The organism is Lutibacter sp. (genome assembly GCF_040883305.1).
In the GTDB taxonomy this organism is placed as follows: Bacteria; Bacteroidota; Bacteroidia; order Flavobacteriales; family Flavobacteriaceae; genus Lutibacter.
The window spans coordinates 1-4,743 of the sequence record NZ_JBFLKT010000323.1; the positions used below are offsets into that span (position 1 = coordinate 1).

Genomic DNA, 4,743 nt, shown 5'->3' on the forward strand with positions numbered 1-4,743 from the left:
AAAGTTGTAAAAGAAAAATACCAGCATTTATACCAAAAAATATATCAAAAAAAATTAGAATAGTTATGTAATTTAAGTATTTGTTAATTCCTTTTTATTTTTATACTTTGGGCGTACCATAATAATTTACAACAAATGCCAAAAGAAATCAAAAGATTATTCGATTTTGCCTACTATCAACTAGAAAAATTTAATTTAGAAAAAGCATTCACTACAAAATATAATGGAGAGTGGGTTTCAATTTCTTCTCAAGAATTTATAAACCAAGTAAATTCTGTAAGTAGAGGTTTATTAAAGTTAGGTGTAAAACCTGCTGATAAAATAGCAATAATTTCAACAAGTAATAGAACCGAGTGGAATATAATGGATTTGGGCATGTCTCAAATTGGTGTTGTTAGCATCCCAATTTATCCAACTATTTCTGAAAGTGATTTTGAATATATTTTTAATCACGCAGAAGTTACGCATTGCTTTTTATCAGATAAAGATCTTTTTGACAAGGTAGATGCTGTTAAAAATAACGTACCAACACTTCAAAATATTTATAGTTTTGATACATTTGAAGGCTGCAGAAATTGGTCTGAAATATTAGAACTAGGAAAAGATAAAAGTTTTCAAAAAGAGGTTGATACTATAAAAGATAGTATTAATCCTATGGATACAGCAACAATCATTTACACTTCTGGAACAACAGGAAAACCAAAAGGTGTCATGCTATCACATAATAATATAGTTACCAATGTACTAGATAGTTATCCTAGATTACCATTGCCAGCTGGAGAAATAAATGCACTTAGTTTTTTACCTGTGTGCCACGTTTTTGAACGTATGCTTCATTACTTATACCTTTATTCTGGTACATCAGTCTATTTTGCTGAAAGTATAGAAAAAATAGGCGAAAATATAAAAGAAGTGAAACCTCATTTTATGTCTGTGGTTCCAAGACTTCTTGAAAAAGTTTACGATGGAATTATCAAAAAAGGTTCTGAGTTAACAGGAATTAAAAAAATGCTATTCTTTTGGGCAGTAGATGTAGGACTTAAGTATGAACCATATCATAAAAATGGGTGGTTTTACGATAAAAAATTAGCCATTGCTAATAAGTTAATTTTTAGCAAATGGCGAGAAGCTTTAGGTGGAAATTTAAGTACTATGGTTTCTGGTAGCGCAGCATTACAACCTCGTTTAGCAAGAGTTTTTACTGCTGCTCGCATGCATATCATGGAAGGTTACGGACTTACAGAAACCTCTCCGGTTGTGTCTGTTAATATGTATAAAGATAATTTAATGCGTATTGGTACTGTTGGAAAAGCAATTAATAATGTTGAAATTAAGATTGCTGATGATGGAGAAATTTTAGTAAAAGGTCCAAATATTATGCAGGGCTATTATAAAGATCCTGAAAGAACTGCAAGTGTTATGACTGGTGAATATTTTCACACTGGAGATAAAGGTGAAATAGATGCAGATGGGTTTTTAAAAATAACCGGTAGAAAAAAAGAAATCTTTAAAACTTCAGGAGGAAAGTACGTTGCTCCTGCCCTTTTAGAAAACGAAATGAAACAATCGCGCTTTATTGAACAAATATTAGTTATTGGTGAGGGGCAGAAAATGCCTGCTGCCTTAATTCAACCGAATTTTGATTTTTTAAGAGATTGGGCTAAAATTCACCACGAACCAATCCCAGGAAACAATCAGGATTTAATTGAAAACCCACATATTATAAATAGAATTCAATTAGAAATTGATAAAGGAAATGAAAATTTTGCAAAATGGGAAACCATAAAAAGATTTGAACTTACACCAGACGTTTGGGGAATAGACAATGGTTTGTTAACACCAACTATGAAACCAAAAAGAGAAGAAATTATAAAAAATTACTTGCATTTGTACAATAAAATATACGTTGAAAACCCTAGGTAGTTTTTTGTTGTGAGTGTTTGGTTATGAGTTATTAGTAAAACTATAGACTTTTATCTTCTCACGTCTCACTTTTCAACTCTAATTTTTTAACTTTTAGACTAAAAATTTCCTTTAGTTTATCTATTTTTGTAAAATACCTAAAACATAGTAAATGGAACAATTTATAGTATCGGCTCGAAAATATAGACCTCAAACTTTTGAGGATGTTATTGGGCAAAAAGCGATTACAAATACGCTAGAAAATGCTATAAAAAATAACCATTTAGCACAAGCACTTTTATTTACTGGACCACGTGGAGTTGGAAAAACAACCTGCGCCAGAATTTTAGCTAAAAGAATTAATGAAAATGCAGGAGAAACTAGTGAAGATGATTTTGCTTTTAATATTTTTGAATTAGATGCAGCTTCAAATAATTCTGTTGATGATATTAGAAGTTTAACAGATCAGGTACGTATACCTCCACAAACTGGAAAATATAAAGTTTATATTATAGATGAGGTTCACATGTTATCTCAAGCTGCTTTTAACGCATTCTTAAAAACCTTAGAAGAACCACCGGCACACGCTATTTTTATTTTAGCAACAACCGAGAAACATAAAATTATCCCAACCATTCTTTCTCGTTGCCAAATATTTGATTTTAAAAGAATTGGTGTTTTAGACGCAAAAGAATACTTAGTTAAAATTGCTGTACAAGAAAAAATTAATGCTGATGATGATGCACTTCATATCATAGCCCAAAAAGCAGATGGAGCTATGCGAGATGCCTTATCTATTTTTGATAGAGTTGTAAGTTTTTCGGGTACTGAACTAACTAGAAAAGCAGTTACAGAAAACTTAAATGTATTAGATTACGACGAATATTTTATAACTTCAGATTTACTATTAGAAAACAAAATACCAGAAGTTTTAATTCATTTTAATAACATTTTATCTAAAGGATTTGAAGGACATCATTTTATAAATGGCTTGGCTTCTCATTTTAGAGATTTACTAGTTGCAAAAGATAAAATTACGTTAGATTTATTAGAAGTTGGAGACAATGCTAAAAAGAAATATTTAGAACAATCTCAAAAAAGTGATTTACGTTTTCTACTACAAGCTATTGAATTGGCAAATGAATGCGATTTAAAATACAAAAGCAGTAAAAATCAACGGTTATTGGTGGAACTTACCCTAATGCAATTAGCCTCTATCACTTTTGATGGAGAAAAAAAAAATAACAAACCCTTCATAATTGCTGCTATTCATTTTGAAAGCAAGGTAAAAAGACGCACTTTTTCAAAACAAATTCCTGCCTACCAGAAACCTGAAATAAAAATTGAAAAAGCGACAGTTGTTTCAAAAACAGTTGAAAAAACTGTAAAAAAAGCACCAAAACCAATATTAGAAACATCAACTAGAAGACGTTCTTCTTTATCGTTAACCAGTATCAATAGAAAAAAAGAATTAGAAAAAATTGAAGTTGAATACGATCAGGTTGAAGGGTTACCAACTGACAGTTTTACCGAAAGCGAAGCAGTTTTAGCTTGGAAAAAATATACAGCATTACTTTTAGACCAAGGTAAAAAAAGCTTAACTGCTGTTATGAATACTAATAAACCATATTTAAAAGACAAAAATCTTCATTTCGACCTTCCAAATCATTTAATGAAAGACCAATTGGAACGAGGAAAACATCCTCTTTTAAAATTTATTAGGGAACAATTAAATAACTTCAAAGTCGATTTAATTCTCCATGTAAACGAAAAGGAAACAAAAAAATATGCATATACACCTCAGGAAAAATTTGAGAAATTAAAAGAAAAAAACAAGGCTATGGAATTATTGAAAAAAACTTTTGATTTAGATCTATAAATAATAGTAACTACTTATAATAAAAATTAATTTACCATGATGCTTGGTTTACAATTTGAAACAGGAACTTCCTGGGCTGAGATTGCCAAAAATGATTTAAGACAAATATTAACCGATCACGCTTATGCCGAACAAAAAGCTTCTGCAAATGCAACTTCAATTATCATAAATTATTCTGAAGAAACTGAACTAGTGCAAGAAATGGCACTTATTGCGATTGAAGAATTGGAACATTTTAAAATGGTACATGATATTATGGTTAAACGTGGTATGACATTAGGGAGAGCACAAAAAAACGATTACGCTATTCACATACAAGGATATTTTCCAAAAACTAAAGATAGACAAGAAAGTTTAATACAACGGTTACTTGTAGCTGCTTTAATTGAAGCAAGAAGTTGTGAACGGTTTAAAGTTTTTGCAGACAATATGGAAGATGAAGAACTTTCTAAATTTTATTTAGATTTAATGGTTTCAGAAGCAAATCATTATGTTACTTTTTTAAATTTTGCTAGAAAATATCAAGATAGAAAAATTGTTGATGAAAAGTGGAAAGGTTTAGTTGCGTACGAAGGAGCGTTTATGAAAAAAAGAGGAATTAACGCAAAGGTACACGGATAAATGTTTAGCAAAGCAGCATCTACGCAATTAAGAAAAGAATTTTGGACAAGTTTTGGCAAATCATTTCCTCGGAAATGGGTGCTTTATAAAACGAAAATTAAAGATTTCGGTTTTAAATTTGTAGCTGATAAAAAACAAGCGCTGGTTTGTTTAGATATTGAATCTTTTGATAGAACTAAAAACGAATTGCTTTTTGACCAAGTATTGGAATTAAAAAACATATTAACTGAAGATTATTTACCTGATGTGATATTTGATGAACTTTATGTATTAGAAACTGGTAAAATTATTCATAGAATTTATGTAAAATACAACGGAGAGTTTAATATTCACGACAAAAA

Annotated in this window: 4 protein-coding genes; all 4 read left to right on the plus strand. The window is 30.2% G+C overall.

The window, feature by feature from the left end:
• The first annotated feature begins 135 nt into the window (after positions 1-135).
• Entirely contained in the window at positions 136-1,923 is a 1,788-nt protein-coding gene (locus AB1Z17_RS10300) for a long-chain fatty acid--CoA ligase (RefSeq protein ID WP_368051718.1), read from the plus strand.
• Positions 1,924-2,074: 151 nt separating this feature from the next.
• Positions 2,075-3,781 (plus strand): DNA polymerase III subunit gamma/tau, encoded by a 1,707-nt coding sequence (dnaX, locus tag AB1Z17_RS10305; protein ID WP_368051719.1) that lies wholly within the window; start codon positions 2,075-2,077, stop codon positions 3,779-3,781.
• Between the two features lie 39 nt (positions 3,782-3,820).
• Positions 3,821-4,402: a tRNA-(ms[2]io[6]A)-hydroxylase gene (locus AB1Z17_RS10310; protein ID WP_368051721.1), complete on the plus strand. Its 582-nt coding sequence runs from the start codon at positions 3,821-3,823 to the stop codon at positions 4,400-4,402.
• On the plus strand, positions 4,403-4,743 hold a 341-nt coding region (locus AB1Z17_RS10315; RefSeq protein WP_368051720.1), incomplete at its 3' end, for a DUF4268 domain-containing protein.

Bases quoted from the DNA above. Each gene is read 5' to 3' on its own strand.
- dnaX (WP_368051719.1), top strand. From the start codon at position 2,075: ATGGAACAATTTATAGTATCGGCTCGAAAATATAGACCTCAAACTTTT.
- AB1Z17_RS10300 (WP_368051718.1), top strand. From the start codon at position 136: ATGCCAAAAGAAATCAAAAGATTATTCGATTTTGCCTACTATCAACTA.
- AB1Z17_RS10310 (WP_368051721.1), top strand. From the start codon at position 3,821: ATGCTTGGTTTACAATTTGAAACAGGAACTTCCTGGGCTGAGATTGCC.